Consider the following 17,945-nt stretch of genomic DNA (forward strand, 5'->3'; position numbering starts at 1 on the left):
CTTTTTGGGTGCGTGTTTTTTCATTGCATAGGTGGGAGCGATCCTTTAGAATGAAAAAGACAAATGATGGACGACTGGAGGGAAACGGATGCGCGGCAAACGGATTGCCTTATGTGCTTCGCGCAAGTTGGGCGAGATGACAACGCTCATTGAAAAGCAAGGAGGAACGGCCGTCATTCGCCCCGCACAAGGGACGGTTTTTTTCAAAGGAAGTGAACTCGGCGGGGAAATGCGGTCGATCATCGCGATGCGGCCGGATTGGATCGTGTTTACGACTGGCATTGGGTTTGAGGTGCTCTGGGAAACAGCCGAAAGAGAAGGGATCGCGGCCGAGTGGAAGCGAGCGATCGAGAACGCTTGTGTCGCCGCCCGCGGTTATAAAACGGCGGCGGCGTTAAAAAAGATCGGCATCATCTCAACGGCAGCGAGCGAGGACGGAACGACGAAAGGGCTGATCCGCGCCCTTGGTGCGCACGACTTCGCCGGCAAGAAGGTCGTCGCACAGCTGTACGGCGACACCGCGCCGGCCTTAAAGCAATTTTTCCTTGCACGCGGCGCATCGTATACAGAACTATTCCCGTACCGGCATGTCGCCCCGGATCGGGAGACGCTCGAGGCGCTATACAGCGAAATCATCGGGCGTGAGGTCGACGCCGTCTGTTTTACATCGGCGATGCAAGTCCGTTTTTTCTTTTCGTTTGCCCGCGAGAAACAAGACATCACCCCGCTGCTTGAGGCGTTCCGCACCGATGTCGTCGCTTGCGCTGTCGGTAAAGTGACGCAAGAAGCGCTCGAGGAAGAAGGAGTCAGCCGCGTCATCGCCCCGGAACATGAGCGGATGGGAGCGATGATTATGACGCTCGCCCGTTATTTTCAACAATAAGCCCCGTTGGGGCTTTTTGTTTTACCAGAAACGGAAAGTGCATTATTTCCGTGATCGGGAAACGGTGCAGGCGTTTATCGATCCATGTAAAGAAGGGTTCCCGACAGCGGCCGATCCGAAACGGTCCCTGACGATCGGGGCGCATATGGGCGATGATGATTTGATCAACAACCTGTTGATGTGATATGGCTCACAACGGCGAAGGCGCCGTCCACGGTATAATGCAGACAACGAACGGCTCATAAAAAGGAGGAATGGAGAATGCATTCATTTTGCCATATGGGCGGCCCTGAAGGGGTGAAACTATGCGCTGGCTTGGCGCAATTAAAACAAGAACACGGCCCGCTGCGCGTCCAAATGGAGCAGGTGCTCGTCGCAGCGGAGGCGATCGGCCAAGGGACAGATGACCGCAACTGGCGTGAGCCGCTTGCCGATTTAAGGGAAAAAGTTGAATCGTTCGTCGCCGCCTTAGATCCGCATTCGGAGCGGGAAGAAGGCGTATTGTTCCCAATGATGGCTCGGTACATCGGGCGGACGACCGGACCTATCGCCGTCATGGAATACGAACATGAACAGGCGAAAGCGCGCCTGTCCATGTTTTTAGAAAAAACCGCCCAGCTGCCGGAGAACATCGACAGCGGGCAGGTGTTGACGCTTGCCGGTGCGGTCATCGAGGCGCATCACATTTTGGATGAGCACTTCATGAAAGAAGAGAACGTGCTCTTTCCGATGGCCGAGCGGCTGCTGTCCGATGCGGAGAAAGAGGAGCTGTTTGCGCGCATTCATGAGTAGCGAACAAAAAACGGGATGCCCCAAACGATGGGCACCCCGTTTTTTGTTTATTCGTTCATTCAGCGGTGCGGTCTTGTTGGCAGGTTGTTATGCATGATCGTTAGGATATGCGGAAGCGCACGTTTTTTTGTTTCCGCCGCCGTCAAAGTTGACAGGCCGACTGCGAGTCAATATAAGGGGCGGGGGCAAGTTGCCCCCGCCTGTTCAATGGTTGCCTTGTTTAGGGTTCCTGATGTGACGTACGCCGCTCGCTTATTGGGCGCGGTTGAACGGCTCTGTTTGTTTTGGCATTCGCTTCCGATAGACGACGTAGCTGCGCTGCAAATAACGGAGCGGAAAGCTGAACACGTGAACGAGGCGGGTGAACGGCCAGACAGCGAACAAACCGAACGCAGCGAGAATATGAATCTGAAACCAAAGCGGCACCGTTTCCATATAAGCTGGGTTCGGACGGAACGTAAGAAGGCCGCGAAACCACGGGCCGATTGTCGTCCGGTAATCAAACCCGTGCGAATCGATGTTCAGAAACGTCGACGACAGCCCGCTGGCGATGACAGCGAGCAAAAATCCAAGAGCAACCCAATCGCCGGTGCTGCTTGTCGCCCGCACGCGCTTTACCGTGAGGCGGCGGCGGAAAAGGATCACTAAACCAACGAAGGCCGCCAAGCCAGCTGGAATGCCGCCTGCTAAGGCGACGAAGTGGTACATCTCCTCCGTAACGCCTAACGCCGTGTAAAACGGTTCCGGAATGAGAATGCCCATCACATGGCCGACAAAGACGAACAAAATGCCCCAGTGGAAGAGAAGGCTTCCAAGGCGCAACTGCCGTTTTTCGAGCAGTTCGCTTGATTTTGATGTCCAGCCGAACTGATCGCGCTGGTAGCGCCAAATATGGCCAGCGATAAAGAGCACAAGCGACAAATAAGGAACGATCACCCAGAGAAATTGACGAGCCATGCCGTTGCACTTCCTTTCGGGATCGGCGTGACGCCGAGTTGGGTAAAGGTAAAGTCGAGCGTTTCAAATAGCTGTACGTACGGGCTGCCGGCGGCTGCCAACCGCTCGCCGATTTCACGGATATGGCCGGCATAATCGGCGAGCAAGGAGATGGCATGAGGCTCCTCCGCATAGGCGAGAAATTCGAGCATGAGCGGCAAGTAGTCGGGCAGCTCGCGGTCGGAGACGGCGAATCCGGCCGCCTCGTAGCGCGCTTTTAAGGCGACGAGCTCGACTCCGCGCTCGCGTTGTTCACCGTTTGTCATATACGTAAGATACAAATTCGTTTTTTTGCCGAAATCAAATGTTTCGACATATTGCTCCATCCGCTCTCGAGCCGGGGTGGCTGCAAGCTGTTCGGCCACTGCCAAAAGCGGTGTACGGACGGTTTCATCCTCGAGCGAACGGATGGCCTCGAGGCAGTCGGGAAGCGATTCAGCCCACTGTTCGTCCGGGTAGGACAACAGATAGGACACACATAAAAAGACGGTTTGCCGTTGTTCGCTGTTCATCATGCATCCTCCATTTTTGTTGTTTAAGAGGAAGGGGGCACGGCCCCGCCTTCATGAAAGCGTGCCGCAGGCGCCTGGACCGCCGGCAAATGCAAGCCCGCAGCTGCCTTGTTCGGCGTAGAGGTCAGCGACTTCCTCGCGATGCGATGCCGGGATGACGAAGCGGTCTTCGTATTTGGCAATCGCGAGCAAACGGTACATCTCTTCAATGTCTTCACGGCTTAAGCCGAGCGACTCAATGAGGCGGATGTCCGGCTGTTTGTTCGTTTGTTTCGCTCGCATATACGAACGCATCGCCGCCATTTTTTTCAATGTCGTGCGGATGTGCGCTGTATCGCCCGCCGTCAGCAAATTCGCCAAATATTCGATCGGAATGCGCATTTCATCAATGGCTGGGAAGATGTCATCGGCGCTCGCGTTGCTTCCTTTTCCTTCGATCGTATTCATGATCGGGCTCAGCGGAGGAATGTACCATACCATTGGCAGCGTCCGGTATTCTGGATGCAGCGGCAAAGCGATTTTCCAATCGACGATCATTTTGTAAATCGGCGAGCGCTGCGCCGCGGCAATCCATTCATCCGGGATGCCGGCTTTTTTCGCTTCAGCGATGACGGTCGGATCGTTCGGATCAAGGAAAATATCCAGTTGAGCGTGGTATAGCTGTTTCTCATCGGCGACGCTCGCCGCTTCTTTCACTTGATCCGCATCATACAGCATGACGCCGATGTAGCGGATGCGGCCGACGCACGTTTCCGAGCAAATGGTCGGCAGGCCGGCTTCGATGCGCGGGAAACAGAGCGTACATTTTTCCGCTTTGTTCGTTTGCCAGTTGAAATATACTTTCTTGTACGGGCAGCTCGTGACACAATACCGCCAAGCGCGGCAGGCGTTTTGGTCGACGAGGACGATGCCGTCCTCGTCGCGTTTGTACATGGCGCCCGACGGGCAGCTCGATACGCATGACGGATTGAGGCAATGTTCGCAAATGCGCGGCAAATACATCATAAAGACATCCTCAAATTCCGCTTGGATCGCCTGCTCCATTTTGACAACGTTCGGATCGCGCAAACCGGTGATATGGGCGCCGGCCAGGTCGTCTTCCCAGTTCGGTCCCCACGATACTTCCATCCATTCGCCGGTGATGGACGATTTCGGCCGAGCGACCGGCTGATGCCGTTTTTGCGGACTGTTCGTCAATGTTTCGTAGTCGTAGTTCCACGGTTCGTAGTAATCATCGATCGTCGGCTGGTATGGGTTGTAGAACAAATTGACGAGCCGCATCGCTTTCGAGCCGGACTTAAGCCGCAATTCGCCGTCTTTTAACTCCCAGCCGCCTTTATATTTCTCTTGGTCTTCCCACTGTTTCGGATAGCCGATCCCCGGCTTTGTTTCGACGTTGTTAAAGTACATATATTCCGCGCCGGGACGGTTCGTCCACGTGTTTTTGCATGTGACGCTGCACGTGTGGCAACCGATGCATTTATCCAAGTTCATGACCATGCCGACTTGCGCTTTAATCTTCAAGCCAATCAACCTCCTCTAATTTGCGGATGACAACGAACAAGTCGCGTTGGTTGCCCGTCGGTCCGTAATAGTTGAATCCGTAGCTTAATTGCGCGTATCCGCCGATCATATGCGTCGGTTTCACATGGATGCGCGTCGGGCTGTTGTGCGTGCCGCCGCGGTTGTTCGTCAGCTTCGTGCCCGGCACGTTAATATGGCGGTCTTGCGCGTGGTGCATAAACGCCATGCCGCGCGGCAGCCGGTGCGAGACGACGGCGCGGGCGACGACGACGCCGTTTTCGTTGAAACATTCAATCCAGTCGTTGTCCGCAATGCCGGCTTCGGCTGCGTCGTCTTTGTTCATCCAGACGGTCGGCCCGCCGCGGAACAGCGTCAACATTGGCAGCGAATCGAAATACATGCTGTGAACGGACCATTTGTTATGCGGCGTCAAATAGTTTAAAACGACTTCTTTTCCGTTTTCCGTCGGCCGTCTGTTCGAGAACGGACGGTGCGGCAAGACCGGTTTGAACGTGGCCATCGCTTCGCCGAACTCGCGCATCAGTTCATGGTCGATGTAAAACGACTGCCGACCGGTCAACGTCCGCCACGGGATGAGCCGTTCGACGTTCGTCGTAAACGGTGAATAGCGACGTCCGCCTTTTTCTGAGCCGCTGAATGCCGGTGACGTGATGACCGTTTTCGGCTGGGCGGTGATTTGTTCAAATGTGAAGCACTCTTCTTCGCGTTCTTTCGCCAAGTCGGCAAGCTCCAAATTCGTCTTTTTCTCGAGCGCTTCCCACGCCTTGACGGCCATTTTTCCGTTTGTAGTCGATGATAGCGTCAAAATCGCTTCAGCCGCTTTTTTCGCTTCACTGATGTCCGGGCAGCCATCGGCGATCGAGGCGCGCCGGACGGTGCCAAGCCGGCGTTTCAGCTGTTCGTATTCCTCTTTCGCCGTCCAGGCGATCCCTTTTGTGCCGATCGGCTGGCGGGCGACATTGGGACCTAAGGCAGTCATTTGATCGTAAAGAAGCGTATAGTCGCGTTCAATGACGTGAATGTTCGGCATCGTTTTGCCCGGGATCGGTTCGGTTTCGCCTTTGCTCCAGTCTTTCACCTCGCCAAACGGCTGCGCCAGCTCTTGCGCCGTATCGTGCAAAAGCGGGGTGGCGGCGACTTCTTTCATCGGCTTCAAGCCGGCTTGTTTGGCGACATCGGATACGGCTTTGGCGAGCGATTTGAAAATATCCCAGTCCGAGCGCGCTTCCCAGAGCGGAGGCACGGCCGGATTGAACGGATGAACGAACGGATGCATATCCGTGCTGCTCAAGTCATGTTTTTCATACCATGTCGCTGCCGGCAGGACGACATCGGAGTAGAGCGCGGTGCCGGCCATGCGGAAGTCCAGGTTGACAAGCAGATCGAGCTTGCCTTCCGGCGCTTCGTCGCGCCAGCGGATTTCTTCCGGGCGCAGGCTGTCGCGGTCATCGTTTAACAAGCCGTTCGTCGTGCCAAGCAAATGTTTTAAGAAGTATTCGTGCCCTTTGCCAGAGCTCGAGATTAAGTTGGCGCGCCAAACGATCAAGTTGCGCGGGAAGTTCGCCTCGTTGTCGGGATCTTCGATCGCAAACTGCAATTCTTTCCTTTTCAGCTGTTTCGCGACATAGGCGCCGATCTCTTCCGGCGTGCGGGCTCCGTGGCGGACCGCTTCGTTGTACAGCTCGATGCCGTTTTTGTTAAACGTCGGGTACGACGGCAGCCAGCCGAGCCGGGCGGCCAAAACGTTGTAATCGCCAGGGTGCGAATAGCGCGCTTTTTTGGCCAGCGGCGAGACGAGCTCATCGATCGGCCGCTCTTCATAGCGCCATTGGTCGGTCGCAAAGTAAAAGAACGATGTGCCGTTTTGCAGTTTCGCCGGTCCGACCCAGTCGCGAGCGGTGGCGATCGTCTGCCATCCTTCCGCCGGGCGCAGCTTTTCTTGCCCGACGTAATGCGCCCAGCCGCCGCCGTTGACGCCTTGAGCGCCGACGAACAGGACAAGGTTCAGCACAGCGCGGTAAATCGTATCCGAGTGAAACCAATGGTTAATGCCGGCCCCGACGATGATCATCGACCGGCCGTTCGTGTCGATCGCACTGTCGGCAAACTCGCGGGCGATTTTCACGACGAGTTTGCGGTCAACACCGGTGATCGCTTCTTGCCACGCCGGGGTGAACGGCACCTCGTCATCGTACGAGCGGGCAACGACACCGCCAATGCTGCGGTCGACGCCGTAGTTGGCCAAAATCAAGTCATAGACGGTCGTGACATAAACTTCGCCCGCTTCGGTGTGCACTTTTTTCACCGGGACCGCGCGTTCGATCGTTTTTCCGCCTTCAGCGGTGAAATACGGAAGCTTTATCGAAATGACCTCATCTTCGCTTCCTAAAAATGACAGGCGCGGCTCAAGCGGCTGTTCCGTTTCCTCATCAACAAGGCGCAAGTTCCATTTTCCTTTGTCTTCCCAGCGCGTGCCGATCGTTCCGTTCGGCACGGCAAACGTGCCGGTGTTCTCGTCATAGATGACCGGTTTCCATTCGGCGTTTCCGGTTTGTTTGCCAAGATCTTTCGCCAACAAGAAGCGGCCGGCCGTCCATGCGCCGCCGTCTTGTTTTAACGTGACGACAAATGGAAAATCGGTGTACGTTTTGGCATATTGTTCAAAATACGGGATCGTCCGTTTGACATAATATTCGTTTAAAATGACGTGCCCCATCGCCATCGCTAAAGCGCCGTCCGTTCCTTGTTTCACCGACAGCCAATCGTCGGCAAACTTCGTCGACTCGGCGTAATCCGGGCTGACGGACACGACTTTCGTGCCGCGGTAGCGCACTTCCGCTAAAAAGTGGGCGTCCGGCGTTCGGGTGAGCGGGACGTTTGAGCCCCACGTGATGATGTAGCCGGCGTTGTACCAATCGCTCGATTCCGGCACGTCCGTTTGGTCGCCCCAAATTTGCGGCGATGCCGGCGGCAAGTCGGCGTACCAATCATAAAAGCTTAACATCGGGCCGCCCAACAGCTGCATAAACCGCGATCCGGCAGCATGGCTGACCATCGACATCGCTGGAATCGGGGAGAAGCCGACGTTGCGGTCCGGGCCGTATTTAACGACCGTATACAATAAAGAAGCGGCGACAAGCGTCAATGCTTCATCCCAGCTGACGCGCACGAATCCGCCTTTCCCGCGCGCCTGTTTGTAGCGTTTCGCTTTTTCGTGGTCTTCAACGATGCTTTTCCACGCCTCAAGCGGATTGTTTGGATGATGGGAGAGCGCCTCGCGCCACATGTCAAGCAAGATGCCGCGGACATACGGGTATTTGACGCGCAGCGGGCTGTACATATACCACGAGAAGCTCGCGCCGCGCGGGCAGCCGCGCGGTTCAAAGTCCGGCATATCCGGCCCGGTCGATGGATAGTCGAGCTGCTGCCCTTCCCAGGTGACGATGCCGTTTTTGACGTAAATGTTCCAGCTGCACGACCCCGTGCAGTTGACGCCATGGGTCGAGCGGACGACTTTGTCGTGCTGCCAGCGGCGGCGGTACGCGTCTTCCCAGGCGCGGTCGCCGTGGGTTGTTTCGCTATGGCCGTCGGCTTGGCGCTCGATCGGCCGAATATATTTGAAACGGTTGGTGAGCGGAGATCGTTTTCGTTTCATTTGCTTCACTCCTTATTCGCGTTGTGTACTTTTAACTATAGCCATGATGTCAATAACGCGATGTTAACTTTGTCACACCTAGCGGCATTGTCACAAATTCGTCAAAGAAACGAACAAATATTCTTTGTTATGGTATAATGAGGGAAACGATGGAAGTTTGAGGGGATGCTTGTTGCGGTATTCAAGTCACGTGATCGTTTCCTTATGCCTTGGGGCGACGGCGACGGTGTATACGGCGCTTCCGTTTACTGCTGCTTATACGTCGGGGCTTGTCATCGGCAGCCTTCTTCCTGACATTGATGAGCCGTCGTCATATGTCGGCCGCCGTTCATTTGGCGTCGCGAGTAAAGTAAAAGAAGCATTCGGCCATCGCGGCATGACACATTCGCTCATCGTTTGGGGGATACTCGCCGCCGCCATCTGGCGCGAATCGGCGTCGCCATTTGCCGCCGGGGTCGTGCTTGGCTATTTATTTCACATTATCGAAGACTTTTTTTCTGTCCAAGGGGTGCCTTTGTTTTGGCCGTTTTCTTCAAAGCGGTGGAAAGTGCCGCTCTATCGGACGGGAAAAGGGATGGAAAAGGTGTTCGTTGCCGCTGCCTGGGTCGGCTTCGTTTATTTCGGCGTCAGCGGATTGTTTTACGAATGGTGGCGGTCGCTTTTGGCCCTTTGGTGACCGAGTGGAAAAGGAGGGAAAAAGGGCGGAGCGTCGAATATCTATTTTCGCAGAAAACAAATGGACAGGGGGAGAGCGAAATGAATGAACGATATCCCGTACTGCCTGGCGCGGAGCCGTTTTACGCCGAAAATGGGCCGGTCGGGGTGCTGTTGTCGCACGGGTTCACGGGCACGCCCCACAGCATGCGTCCGCTCGCTGAAGCGTATGCGAAAGCCGGCTATACCGTTTGTCTGCCGCGCTTAAAAGGGCATGGGACGCACTATGAAGACATGGAACGGACGACGTTCCACGATTGGATTGCCTCGGTCGAGGAAGGATATGAATGGCTGAAACAACGATGCCAAACCATTTTTGTCACCGGGCTGTCGATGGGCGGGACGCTCACGCTTTATTTGGCGGAACAGCACCCAGAAATCCGCGGCATCGTGCCGATTAACGCTGCTGTCGATATCCCGGCCATCGCCGCTGGGATGATGGGCGGGGGCGAAGTGCCGAGGTATCTTGACTCGATCGGTTCGGACTTGAAAAATCCCGATGTGAAAGAGCTGTCGTACGAAAAAACGCCGACGGCGTCGCTCCTTCAGCTGGCTCAATTGATGGAACATGTGAAAAAAGAGCTTGGACGCATTACATGCCCGGCGTTGATTTTCGTTTCCGATGAAGACCATGTCGTGCCGCCCGGGAATGCCGATATCATTTTTCAAGGCATTCAATCGACGGACAAAGAGATCGTTCGTCTTCACAACAGTTATCATGTGGCAACATTGGATTATGACCAGCAGACGATCATCGAACGGTCACTTCAATTTTTTGCAAAACATGTCGACTGAACGCTCCCGCCTACGCTCACGCTGAGAAGTGGAGGGCTCGGTTTGGGATGATCCATGTGCCTGCTTGCGGCCCATTCTATCGAAAACAGGGTGGGTCATTTCTTGTTTTTTGTCGTTATTTTCCCAAAAAAACATATAGCCGTTTTTGGAGGCTTGTTCTAAACTTATTACTGAAGGAAGAGAGAAGATTAGATTGCCTCTTAATTTCTCTATTTTCTTATTTCAAAGAACAATGTACACAGACAGGATCGTGTATTAGTTCGAAACATCAGCGGTTTTGATGAGATCGGTCGACATTCATCTTCTACCGCTCGCCACCTATATATTCCCTAAGGCGGCAGCTTTTTGCCGGAAAATGATAAAGGAGATTTGTTTGCATGAATCGTATTGAATACATCGCATCGCTCGTTGAAGAAAAACGAATTGTGGACGCCCTCGCTGAGGTGCGGCCGCAGTTAGAGAAGGTCGGGCCGTTTGGATGGCGGCCGCTGTTGGCGTCATGGGACAGCATCGAACCGTTCCGGGCGCTCATCCGGTTGTTTGATTATGCGCTCATGTACCGCCATAGCGGACTTGTCGCCCGCTATGCCCACCGGAAGTTGAACACGCTGCAGACGTTGGCTTGGGTGTGCGACGAATGGCTCGAGAACCGCCGGCCGCTCGATGTTGAAGAAGCGCTCACGCCGCGTCTTGCCAAAGCGCTTGAAGGCAAGACGGATGAGCCCGATGAAGCGATCGCCCGAGCGGCGTTTGCGTTCGTGCGGGCGCTGCTCGATATGCAGCGGGCCGATGAGGCGCGTGAATGGATGGGTGTAGTCGCCCGTTATGAGACGGTGCCGATCCATGACAAATGGGGCTATTTTTACATTGAAACCGGCGACCGGAAGCGGGCGGAGCAAGCGGTCCGGGCCGGGTTGGACGATCCGGAGCGCGGCGATATGTGCTATTTGCTTCTCGCTGACCTGTATGCGCTTGATGGCCGTCATCACGAGGCGCTGGCCGTTCTTGAGGAGGGAAGGCGGCGTTTCCCGCAAGTGTTGTCGTTTTACGCGGAACGCGCACGCCGCTTGCGTGATGTTCGTGCTTACCGTGAGGCGCTGGCGGCGATGGAGGAGCTTGACCGCTTGAATCCGCTTCATATGCATCGCCGTTATTTCACCCATTTACGCGCTGAACTGTATGATCAGCTTGGAGAATGGGAGAAGCTTGAGTCATTGGTGAGGGCCGAGCCGCAGCTTGAAAAAACGCCGTATGCCCGCGCGCTCGGACGGCAAAAGGAGCGCGCAGTCGTGCTGCCGCTTATTCCGGTTGTGCAAAAACATAACTATTGCGTGCCGGCAAGCGTTGAAATGATGCTTCGCGTACTTGGCGCTTCTCGGACGCAAGATGAGGTGGCCGAACAGATTTTTGATGTGCGTGGTTCCAAATTGTCAACGACCGTTCATTATTTGGAGGAGCTCGGGTTTGTTTGCCGCTTTTTCATCGGCTCGCCACCGCGCTGGAAGCGGCTCATCGATGAAGGAGTCCCGGTCCTTTTGAGCGTCGATTATGAACAGTCGTCGCACGTGCAAGTGCTGTTTGGCTATGATGAACGGCTCGCCGCGTTTTACGTGCAAGACCCGAACGTATTTGACCCGTTTGTCGTTCCGGAAGAAGAGCTTGAAAAGTGGTACGCCGGGACGCATTATTTGTCGATTGTTGCGCTTCCCCGGGAAAAAGCGGCGCTTGCCGCCGAGCTTCCCGAGGAGGAAGATCGCTATTTTCGCGAACTTCATGCCTTTGCGGAAAAGATGGATGAAGATGAACAGGCGCATTTCGATGCGTTTGTCGCCTTTTTGCGCCGGCATGAGCACATTCCGTATACATGGCTGTATGTCATGAAGCATTTTGGCAGCGATGAGGCGAAGCCGCTTGTGTTGGATTATACGGAGCGCGTCTTGAAGCAGTATCCAGAACATAACGATTTGTTGCTTGCAGCGGCGAAAGCTTATGTTTATACACAAGAAATGGAGCGGGCGGAACAGGTGCTGAAACAGGCAAAAGGAAACATGCAAAGTCCGCTGTACCATTACTTGCGCGGCCGTATTGCCTTCTCTATGAGCCGGTATGAAGAAGCGGCCCGTTATTTTCGCGCCTCGCTCCAGCTTGACCCGGATCAGCCGGAAGTGTGGAGCTACACGGCGCTCGCTTTGGTGTATGCCGGCCATACGGAACGAGGGCTCATTTGCTCGCAGGTGGCGGTTCGCTTGTACCCGGGCGATCTGTTTATCGAAACGAACCATGGCGTGTTGTTATTCCACGCGAAGCGTTTCGCTGAAGCGCGCGAATGGTTTGACCGCCTCGTGCGCCGCGAGCGGCGCGACGCCCATCTTTGGTATGAGCGGGCCCGCTGCGATCTAGAACTTGGCCGCCGGCGCAAGGCCGAGCGCGGCTTTCTTGTTGCCAAGGCGCTTGATCCGAGGGAGCCGTACCCGTATATCATGCTCGCCGACTTGTATAATGATGATGGCAACCGAACACAGGCGAAAGCGGTGCTCAACGAAGGGGTTGCCGCTGTGGAACGATTGGCGCCGCTTTACGTTCGGCTTGGCGATTTCTATATGGACGAAGGAGAGGCAGAAAAGGCCGCTTCCTGCTATGAGCAGGCGTTGGCCTTGGATGGGGATGACGTGTTCGCTCATCTTGGGCTGGCCTCGGCCTTGGTGGAGCGCGGGGGCGGAGAGGCGGCAAGACGGCATGTGACCGAGCTGCGCACCCGTTTTGCCAACAACAGCGAGTATTGGCTGAATGCGGGCAAATGGCTGATGGCTTACGGCTTTGCCGACGATGAAAAGGGGCGCGGGACGGCGCTGTCATGGCTCGAGGAAGGGCTGCGCCTTGCCGAGTTTGATGCGGAAGAGGCGTACGAGTTTTACATCGGCCAGTTGATCACCCCGTCGCTCACGAGACGCGGCCGTCTCTTTTTGGAGCGGCTCGTTGCCGATCGCCCCCGCCTTGCTTCGGCTCGTTGTGCCCTCGGCGTTCTTTATGAGCGGCAAAACCGGCCGTCTAAGGCCATGGCTGTATACCGAGAGGCCGCTGCCATGGGCCACCCGCTTTCGCTCTTCCGGCTCGCGGAGCTGTGCGCTTCACTTGGGCGCGCTCATGAGGCGAAACAGCATTATGAAGCGTGTCTCCGCGCGGATCCGTCATTCGCCCTCTGCCATTTTCGTTTGGCTGTGTTATATGGGGGAGAAGGAAAGGAGGAGCAGCAGTGCGCCCATTTGCTTCAAGCGGTCCGCCTTGCCCCGCTGCGCGCCGATATCGAATCGATGGCGGCGCTCATCGAACCTTCTGCGCTCTTTTCGGCGCTGGCTGACGCCCGTCGGCAGGCTGGGGAGGCGTGGTATTATGACAACCTCGGCTATGTATATGGAGCACTCGGGCAGAACGAGCGGGAGAAAGAAGCGGTGGAAAAGGCGCTCTCGCTCGCTCCACACGATAGCGAGGCGCTTCATCATTACGCCAAAGTGATGGTGAGGGAAGGAAAAGCGAAAGAAGCGATAGAGATGCTCGAACAATTGATGGCCGAGTATCCGGGCGATGAATCGCTTTATGCCACTTACATCGCCATGTTTCCAAAAAGCGGACGCGGCCTGGCGCGGCTGCGCCGCCGGCTGGAGCGTTTGCAGGCCGACCGCCAGAGAAAAAGCGCGATATATGTGCGTGCTGCCGCAGCTCTTCTTCCGCATTGGGAAGAGGAGCTGCAACGGATGGATGAAATGCCGGGGCGGTGGTGGACGAAAATGAAAGCATGGGCCGGGAAGTTTTCGTTGTTTTCCGCCATCATTGATTTGTACGAAGAGGCGCTCGGCCTTGACCGTGAAAACGCGGAAGCGTATGCTGAGCTGGCCCGCTTTTATGCGGCGGTTGAACTGGAGGACGATGCCGCGAAAATGTGGCGCAAGGCGCTGGCGAGCGGTTGGGAGCCTGAACTGGCGCGTGAATTTGTCAAGCATTTGTTGGCGGCTGACGATGCCAAACAACGCCAAGAAGCGCAAACGTGGCTCGATCGGCTGCTCGCCGATGATCCCGATGATGTCGAACTGCGCGTTTTGCAGGCCGTCATTTGGCTTCAAGACGGGCGGCAGGAACAAGCCGAACGGCAGCTGCGGGCGATCGTGGCTGAAGAGCCGCTCTCCCGCGGCGCGCTCTTCTTGCTTGCCGAACGATATGAGGAAACGGGGCGCTTGCAAGAAGCGACAGCGCTTTGGGAACGATGCGCCCACTGGTATTCCGAAGACGGAGAATGGCACCTGCACCTAGCGGCGATGTACGAAGAAATGGGGCGTCTCGACAAGGCGCTGGCGGCCGTCGACCGGTGCGTTGGTGCGGAGGAAGACGTCCGCCTTCAGTACGAGCGCGCTCGCTATCTTTCGCTCCTTGGGCGTTTTGATGAGGCGAAGCAAGAGCTTGATCGCGCACTGGCGGCCGATGAGAGCGGGGAGTTGGCCGCGCTGGCGGCTGAGGAACCGGCGTTTCGTCGAATGAAACGGCTATAAGGACGATCGCTTTTCTTTTTGTAGAAAGTTTGCTATTGTTATGAGAAGAGAAGAATCGTCAGGCGGAAAGGGGGGAACGCATGGAAGCGCCGATTGAGTTGCTTTCATACATGTCGCTTGTCGGTGTGCTGCTTGTCATCGTTAAAGGCTATATGGGCATACGTCGGGTGACGAAATCGCTGTCTTACGGATCGGCATTGACCGCGATTCGCGAGTGCCGGGCGGGAGCGGCTACGGGCTTTATCGCGCTTCCATCGCGCCCGCCGTTTTTGCCGCAGCGGCGGAAAATCCCGATCCGGGAACGGACGAACCGGACAGATGAGGATGGAAGGTCCCTTCCTTGATGAAATCGGATCATTTTCTGACACGATCAAGGAGGGCTTTTCATGAAAAAATGGCTAGTTGTGTTGCTTGGTGTTGCCTTGCTTCTTTCCGGCTGCAGCCGCAACGAACCGATCGACGAACATAGCCAAGGGATTTGGAACCATTACTTTGTCTATCCGCTGTCAAAGCTCCTTTTGACGCTTGGCCATTGGTTTGGCGACAATTACGGCATCGCCATTATCGTGCTGACGCTGATCGTCCGCTTTTGCTTGCTGCCGCTCATTCTGAAGCAGTTCCGCACCTCGATGGCTATGCAAAAGCTGCGTCCGGAATTGTTGAAGCTGCAAGAAAAATATAAAAGCAAAGACCCGGAAACACAACGCAAGCTCCAGCAAGAGATGATGCAGCTGTACCAAAAGCATGGCGTCAATCCGGCGAGCGGTTGTCTGCCGGTGTTGATCCAAATGCCGATTTTTATGGCGCTCTATTACGCGATTTCGCGGACGCAAGAAATTAAAACGCATTCGTTCTTATGGGTCGAGCTCGGCCATCGCGACCCGTATTTCATTTTGCCGGTTTTGGCGGCATTGACGACATTTATCTCGCTCCGCTTGTCGCCGTCGATGACACAAGAACAAATGCCGCAGATGGCGATGATGTCGTACATGATGCCGGTGATGATTTTTATCGGCGCCAGCTCCGTTCCGTCGGCGCTGTCGCTCTATTGGGTCGTCGGCGGCTGCTTCTCGATCATTCAATCGCTCATTTTGCGCAGCCAGCTGAAAGCGGCAAAGGCAGCGGAAAACAGCTAAGGGCAACGAACGGGAACGATCCTCCGTTTCGCTTTTCGAATGAAAAGGAACGGGGGATTGTTTTTTATTTGGCAAGTTCATCGATCGAGCTGCGGCTACTGACCGATTATCATTCGCACGGTTGGCCTTTATAACGAGAAAACGCTTTTGCGCTCATGGTATAATATAGAAGACCGGTCGAAAACAACCGATTCGCTCATGTTGACTGCAAGGATACAGGGGGAGAAAAAAGAGGGGAGAGGAATCCGAAATGGGGAAAGCATTGATCAACATCGACTACACTGTTGATTTCATCGCCGATGACGGCGCGCTCACATGCGGCAAACCGGGGCAGGCGATTGAGGCGGAACTGGTGCGGGTGACGAAACAGTTTATTGACCATGGTGATTTTGTCGTGTTTGCCATTGATAAGCATGCGGCGGGAGATCATTATCACCCGGAAACAAAGCTGTTTCCGCCGCATAATATCGAAGGGACGAAAGGGCGGAGGCTATACGGGGAGCTGGAGGAAGTGTATCAGGCGAACAAGCATAAAGACCATGTGTACTGGATGGACAAGACGCGGTACAGCGCGTTCGCCGGGACCGATTTAGAACTGAAATTGCGCGAACGAGGGATCACGGAAGTGCATTTGGTCGGCTGCTGCACTGATATTTGCGTCCTTCATACGGCAGTCGATGCGTACAACAAAGGCTTTCGCATTGTCGTCCACCGGCGGGCGGTTGCGAGTTTTGATGCGGCCGGCCATGAGTGGGCGCTGCGTCATTTTCGCCATACGTTAGGCGCAGAAATAGTGGAATAATGGGGAAAACGTGATAGAATAGACGATGAAAATGGTTGAAATTTGGCGGCGCAGTCATTTGTGTGGTGGAGGTTCTGCATTCATGAACGAAAAATATGCCGATGACAGTTTGATGCTCCATACGGACTTATATCAAATCAACATGGTCGAAACCTACTGGGAAGACGGGATGCATGAGCGCCGGGCCGTGTTTGAGGTGTTTTTTCGCAAGCTGCCGTTTGGCAACGGCTATGCCGTCTTTGCCGGACTTGAGCGCGTAATACAGTTTTTGCAGGGATTCCGTTTTTCCGACAGCGATATCGACTATTTGCGCAATGAGCTTGGCTACCGCGACGATTTCTTGAACTATTTGCGGACGCTTCGCTTTACCGGGACGGTTCGTTCGATGCGGGAAGGGGAAATCGTCTTTGCCAACGAGCCGATTATGCGCATTGAGGCGCCGCTTGCGGAGGCGCAGCTCATCGAAACGGCCATTTTAAACATCATCAATTTCCAGACGCTCATCGCCACGAAAGCGTCGCGCATTAAACATATCCTCGGGGACGAACCGGCTTTAGAGTTTGGCAGCCGGCGGGCGCAGGAGATGGACGCCGCCCTGTGGGGAGCGCGCGCGGCGTATATCGGCGGGATTGAAGCGACATCGAACGTGCGGGCCGGAAAGCTGTTTGGCATTCCGGTCGCCGGGACGCACGCTCATTCCATGATTCAAGCGTATCAGGACGAATACGTAGCATTTCATAAATATGCACGCCGCCATAAAGACTGCGTATTTCTTGTTGACACGTACGATACGTTGAAATCGGGGGTGCCGAACGCCATTCGCGTCGCCAAAGAGCTTGGTGATCAGATCAATTTTATCGGCATTCGCATCGACAGCGGCGATTTGGCCTATTTGTCAAAAGAAGCGCGGAAAATGCTTGATGAGGCTGGATTCCCGAACGCGAAAATTTTTGCTTCGAACGATTTGGATGAAGATACGATTTTAAACCTAAAATCGCAAGGGGCGAAAATCGATGTGTGGGGAATCGGCACGAAGCTGATCACGGCATACGACCAGCCGGCATTAGGCGCGGTGTATAAGATGGTGGCGATCGAAAACGAAGCCGGCGAGATGGTCGATACGATCAAAATTAGCGGCAACCCGGAGAAAGTGACGACGCCGGGGCTGAAGCGGGTGTACCGCATCGTCAATAAAATCAATCATAAAGCAGAAGGAGACTACATCGCCTTAGAAAGCGAGAACCCGCAGCAAGAAGAGCGGCTGAAAATGTTCCATCCGGTGTACACGTTCATCAGCAAATTCGTCACCAATTTTGAAGCGCGCGATTTGCATGAAACGATTTTTGACAACGGCAAACTCGTCTACACATCGCCGCCGCTTTCGGATATTCAGGCATACGCGAAGAAGAGTTTGCGCTTATTTTGGGAGGAGTACAAACGAACGCTCAACCCCGAGCAATATCCGGTCGATTTGAGCCAGGCATGCTGGGACAATAAGATGGAAAACATCCGCAAAGTGAAAGAAAAGCTTGCGCGCCCATCTGCAAACGAGTAAACGATTGCGCCTGTTTCAA

14 protein-coding genes are annotated in these 17,945 nt (G+C 55.0%); 10 read left to right on the top strand and 4 right to left on the bottom strand.

The window, feature by feature from the left end; all coding sequences use genetic code 11:
* The first annotated feature begins 88 nt into the window (after nt 1-88).
* From IC803_RS07770 to IC803_RS07780, 3 genes are all read left to right on the top strand, one after another.
* On the top strand, nt 89-883 hold the full coding sequence (locus IC803_RS07770) for a uroporphyrinogen-III synthase (RefSeq protein ID WP_081207305.1): 795 nt from the start codon (nt 89-91) through the stop codon (nt 881-883).
* Nucleotides 884-899: 16 nt separating this feature from the next.
* On the top strand, nt 900-1,067 hold the full coding sequence (locus IC803_RS07775) for a hypothetical protein (protein ID WP_158083277.1): 168 nt from the start codon (nt 900-902) through the stop codon (nt 1,065-1,067).
* A gap of 77 nt (nt 1,068-1,144) precedes the next feature.
* Nucleotides 1,145-1,675: a hemerythrin domain-containing protein gene (locus IC803_RS07780; protein ID WP_081207306.1), complete on the top strand. Its 531-nt coding sequence runs from the start codon at nt 1,145-1,147 to the stop codon at nt 1,673-1,675.
* A gap of 252 nt (nt 1,676-1,927) precedes the next feature.
* Here IC803_RS07780 and narI read toward each other — a convergent pair whose 3' ends face one another.
* From narI to IC803_RS07800, 4 genes are read right to left on the bottom strand one after another with little or no spacing between them, the layout of a single operon-like run.
* Complete coding sequence (gene narI / locus IC803_RS07785; RefSeq protein ID WP_081207307.1) at nt 1,928-2,632, bottom strand: respiratory nitrate reductase subunit gamma; 705 nt, start codon at nt 2,630-2,632, stop codon at nt 1,928-1,930.
* Nucleotides 2,608-3,183, bottom strand: a complete 576-nt coding sequence (gene narJ / locus IC803_RS07790; protein WP_081207308.1) for a nitrate reductase molybdenum cofactor assembly chaperone — start codon at nt 3,181-3,183, stop codon at nt 2,608-2,610. The genes narI and narJ overlap by 25 nt, the downstream gene beginning before the upstream one ends.
* A gap of 51 nt (nt 3,184-3,234) precedes the next feature.
* On the bottom strand, nt 3,235-4,707 hold the full coding sequence (narH, locus tag IC803_RS07795) for a nitrate reductase subunit beta (RefSeq protein WP_081207309.1): 1,473 nt from the start codon (nt 4,705-4,707) through the stop codon (nt 3,235-3,237).
* Nucleotides 4,697-8,383: a nitrate reductase subunit alpha gene (locus IC803_RS07800; protein ID WP_081207310.1), complete on the bottom strand. Its 3,687-nt coding sequence runs from the start codon at nt 8,381-8,383 to the stop codon at nt 4,697-4,699. Before IC803_RS07800 ends, narH begins: the two co-directional genes overlap by 11 nt.
* Nucleotides 8,384-8,555: 172 nt before the next feature.
* Between IC803_RS07800 and IC803_RS07805 the strand changes: the two genes are divergently transcribed.
* From IC803_RS07805 to IC803_RS07835, 7 genes are all read left to right on the top strand, one after another.
* A complete protein-coding gene (locus tag IC803_RS07805; protein ID WP_081207311.1) occupies nt 8,556-9,059 on the top strand; it encodes a metal-dependent hydrolase in 504 nt (167 codons plus the stop codon).
* Nucleotides 9,060-9,139: 80 nt separating this feature from the next.
* Nucleotides 9,140-9,892 carry an alpha/beta hydrolase gene (locus IC803_RS07810; protein ID WP_081207312.1) on the top strand — a complete coding sequence of 251 codons (753 nt, stop codon included), beginning with the start codon at nt 9,140-9,142 and terminating at the stop codon, nt 9,890-9,892.
* Between the two features lie 377 nt (nt 9,893-10,269).
* On the top strand, nt 10,270-14,433 hold the full coding sequence (locus tag IC803_RS07815; RefSeq protein WP_081207313.1) for a tetratricopeptide repeat protein: 4,164 nt from the start codon (nt 10,270-10,272) through the stop codon (nt 14,431-14,433).
* An 80-nt stretch (nt 14,434-14,513) separates the two neighbouring features.
* Complete coding sequence (locus IC803_RS07820) at nt 14,514-14,777, top strand: hypothetical protein (protein ID WP_081207314.1); 264 nt, start codon at nt 14,514-14,516, stop codon at nt 14,775-14,777.
* Nucleotides 14,778-14,819: 42 nt separating this feature from the next.
* Entirely contained in the window at nt 14,820-15,569 is a 750-nt protein-coding gene (gene yidC / locus IC803_RS07825; protein WP_081207315.1) for a membrane protein insertase YidC, read from the top strand.
* Nucleotides 15,570-15,819: 250 nt separating this feature from the next.
* The gene (locus IC803_RS07830) at nt 15,820-16,371 is read left to right on the top strand and encodes a cysteine hydrolase family protein (protein ID WP_081207316.1); all 552 of its coding nucleotides are present in this window, start codon (nt 15,820-15,822) and stop codon (nt 16,369-16,371) included.
* A gap of 82 nt (nt 16,372-16,453) precedes the next feature.
* A complete protein-coding gene (locus IC803_RS07835) occupies nt 16,454-17,926 on the top strand; it encodes a nicotinate phosphoribosyltransferase (RefSeq protein WP_081207317.1) in 1,473 nt (490 codons plus the stop codon).
* Nucleotides 17,927-17,945: the final 19 nt, after the last annotated feature.

Source organism: Geobacillus sp. 46C-IIa (assembly GCF_014679505.1).
In the GTDB taxonomy this organism is placed as follows: domain Bacteria; phylum Bacillota; class Bacilli; order Bacillales; family Anoxybacillaceae; genus Geobacillus.

Coding starts and splice junctions, on each gene's coding strand:
- IC803_RS07770 (WP_081207305.1), top strand. CDS start 89: ATGCGCGGCAAACGGATTGCCTTATGTGCTTCGCGCAAGTTGGGCGAG.
- IC803_RS07780 (WP_081207306.1), top strand. CDS start 1,145: ATGCATTCATTTTGCCATATGGGCGGCCCTGAAGGGGTGAAACTATGC.
- narI (WP_081207307.1), bottom strand. CDS start 2,632: ATGGCTCGTCAATTTCTCTGGGTGATCGTTCCTTATTTGTCGCTTGTG.
- narJ (WP_081207308.1), bottom strand. CDS start 3,183: ATGAACAGCGAACAACGGCAAACCGTCTTTTTATGTGTGTCCTATCTG.
- IC803_RS07800 (WP_081207310.1), bottom strand. CDS start 8,383: ATGAAACGAAAACGATCTCCGCTCACCAACCGTTTCAAATATATTCGG.
- IC803_RS07810 (WP_081207312.1), top strand. CDS start 9,140: ATGAATGAACGATATCCCGTACTGCCTGGCGCGGAGCCGTTTTACGCC.
- IC803_RS07815 (WP_081207313.1), top strand. CDS start 10,270: ATGAATCGTATTGAATACATCGCATCGCTCGTTGAAGAAAAACGAATT.
- IC803_RS07820 (WP_081207314.1), top strand. CDS start 14,514: ATGGAAGCGCCGATTGAGTTGCTTTCATACATGTCGCTTGTCGGTGTG.
- yidC (WP_081207315.1), top strand. CDS start 14,820: ATGAAAAAATGGCTAGTTGTGTTGCTTGGTGTTGCCTTGCTTCTTTCC.
- IC803_RS07830 (WP_081207316.1), top strand. CDS start 15,820: ATGGGGAAAGCATTGATCAACATCGACTACACTGTTGATTTCATCGCC.
- IC803_RS07835 (WP_081207317.1), top strand. CDS start 16,454: ATGAACGAAAAATATGCCGATGACAGTTTGATGCTCCATACGGACTTA.